Raw genomic sequence first — 2630 nt, 5'->3', positions numbered from 1 at the left:
GCCTGCGCGCGCAGCGCGGCCTCCGACTTGGCCGACAGCAACCACGGCGCGGGCAGCGCCGGTGAGGCCGGCTCCGCCTGCAGCGCGCCGGCATCCGGTTCCGTCGCAGGGTCGGCGGCATCCGCGCGCGGCGCCTCTTCGAGGATCACGTGCGCGTTGGTCCCGCTGATCCCGAAGGACGACACACCCGTACGCCGCGGACGGTCGAGCTCCGGCCACCGCTGAGCCTGCGTCAGCAGCCGCACCGTGCCCGCCGACCAGTCGACCTCCGGTGTCGGCTCGTCCACGTGCAGCGTCGAGGGCATGACGCCCTTGCGCATCGCCGTCACCATCTTGATGACGCCCGCGACACCCGCCGCGGCCTGCGTGTGACCGATGTTCGACTTGAGGGAACCCAGCCACAGCGGGTTGTCGTCGCCCCGGGCCTGGCCGTACGCCGACAGCAGCGCCTGCGCCTCGATCGGATCGCCCAGCCGCGTGCCCGTGCCGTGCGCCTCCACGGCGTCCACGTCGGACGCCGACAGCCGCGCGTCCGCCAGCGCGGCCCGGATGACCCGCTCCTGGGCGGGCCCGTTCGGCGCGGTCAACTGGCTGCTCGCACCGTCCTGGTTCACCGCGGAACCACGCAGCACCGCCAGCACCCGGTGCCCGCTGCGCTGCGCGTCCGACAGCCGCTCAAGGACCAGTACGCCCACGCCCTCGGCCCAGCCCGTGCCGTCCGCGGACGAGGAGAACGCCTTGCACCGCCCGTCCGGCGCCAGCCCGCGCTGGCGGGAGAACTCCACGAACGTGCCGGGGGTCGCCATCACCGTCACACCGCCGGCGAGCGCCATCGCGCACTCGCCCTGGCGCAGTGACTGCGCGGCGAGGTGGAGTGCGACGAGCGAGGACGAGCAGGCGGTGTCGACCGTCACCGCCGGGCCCTCCAGCCCGAAGGTGTACGCCAGCCGGCCCGAGGCGACGCTGCCCGCGCTGCCGGTCAGCATGTAGCCCTCGAAGCCCTCGGGGGTGTGCGGGCGCGAGCCGTAGTCGTCGTACATGACGCCCGCGTACACCCCGGTACGGGTGCCCTTCAGCGTGGTCGGGTCGATGCCCGCGTGCTCGAAGGCCTCCCAGGACGTCTCCAGCAGCAGCCGCTGCTGGGGGTCCATCGCCGCCGCCTCGCGAGGACTGATGCCGAAGAACTCGGCGTCGAAGCGGTCCGCCTCGTACAGGAAGCCGCCTTCGCGGATGTACGAGGTCCCGAGGTGGTCGGGGTCCGGGTCGTACAGGTTCTCCAGGTCCCAGCCGCGGCCCTCGGGGAAGGGGCCGACCGCGTCCCGTCCGGCGCTCAGCAGCTCCCACAGGTCTTCGGGGGAGGCGACCCCGCCGGGGAGCCGGCAGGCCATGCCCACGATCGCGATCGGCTCGTGGGCGCGCTCCTCCAGCTCCTGCACACGCTGACGGCTCTCGCGCAGGTCGACCGTTGCCCGCTTGAGGTAGTCGCGAAGTTTCTGCTCGTTGCTCATGTCTACCTGCCGAGTTCGGAGTCAAGTGCTGCGAAGAGTTCGTCGTCGGTTGCCAGGGCGACGTCGGCGCCATCGGGGCCGCCGTCCACCGTCCGGAGCAGGCCGCGCAGTTGCGCGGCGTACGTGCCTGCCGTTCCCTCGCCGTCCGACGGGCCGGCGGCCGACAGGGCGGCCTCGAGGGCGTCCAGGGCCGCCTGCACCGGATCCGCCGCCTCGCCGACCAGCTCGCCCCGCAGGAATTCGGCGATGGCCCGGGTGGTCGGGTGGTCGAAGACGAGCGTGCTGGGCAGCCGCAGTGCGGTGGTGGTGTTCAGCCTGTTGCGCAGTTCGACGGCGGCGAGGGAGTCGAGGCCCAGGTCCAGCAGTCCGCGCTCGACGTCGATCGTCCGCGGTGCCGGGTGGGCCAGGACGATGCCGACCTGTTCCCTGACGAAGTCGAGCAGCAGCCGCTGCTGCTCTTCCCCGTCCAGGCCCGTGAGCCGCTGCGCCAGCGGGATCTCCGTGGCGGCGGGGGCGCTGCGGGCGAGGCGGCGCTCGGTGCGCACCAGGCCCCGGTACAGCTCGGGCAGTGCGTCGCCCAGACCGCGCAGTGCCGCGAGGTCGAGGGCCACCGGCGCGAGCACCGGCCGGGGCTCCTCCTGTGCGGCCAGGGCCGTGTCGAGGGCCGCGAGTGCCCGGTCGGTCGGCATCGGCAGGATGCCGTTGCGGGCGAGCCGGGCCCGGTCGGCACGGTCGAGGTCGCTCGCCATGCCGTCCTGCCACATGCCCCAGGCGAGGGACACGGCGGGCAGGCCCTCGGCGCGCCGGTGTGCGGCCAGCGCGTCGAGGAAGGTGTTGCCCGCGGCGTAGCCGGCCTGTCCGGCGTTGCCCACCAGGCCGGCGACGGAGGAGAACAGGACGAAGTCCGTCAGCTGTGCTCCGGCGGTCAGTTCGTGCAGGTTCCAGGCGGCGTCCACCTTCGGTCGCAGCACCCGGGCCAGGCTCTCCGTGGTGAGGGCCGCCAGCGTGGCGTCCTCGACGACTCCGGCCGCGTGCACGACCGCGGTGAGCGGGTGCGCGGGCGGGATCGAGGCGAGCAGGCCGGCCAGCGCGTCGCGGTCGGCCGCGTCGCAGGCCGCGACG

2 protein-coding genes are annotated in these 2630 nt (G+C 74.0%); both read right to left on the bottom strand.

The window, feature by feature from the left end; all coding sequences use genetic code 11:
• Nucleotides 1–1508, bottom strand: a 1508-nt coding sequence (locus G3I40_RS36255; RefSeq protein ID WP_203645403.1) for a beta-ketoacyl synthase N-terminal-like domain-containing protein, incomplete at its 3' end; no start/stop codon positions are given.
• Between the two features lie 2 nt (nt 1509–1510).
• On the bottom strand, nt 1511–2630 hold a 1120-nt coding region (locus tag G3I40_RS36250; protein ID WP_164559078.1), incomplete at its 5' end, for a beta-ketoacyl reductase.

The sequence above is a fragment of the Streptomyces sp. SID14478 genome (assembly GCF_010548525.1).
In the GTDB taxonomy this organism is placed as follows: Bacteria; Actinomycetota; Actinomycetes; order Streptomycetales; family Streptomycetaceae; genus Streptomyces.
Note: the sequence above shows the minus strand (reverse complement) of the source record. Positions and strands in the feature narration are given on the sequence as shown.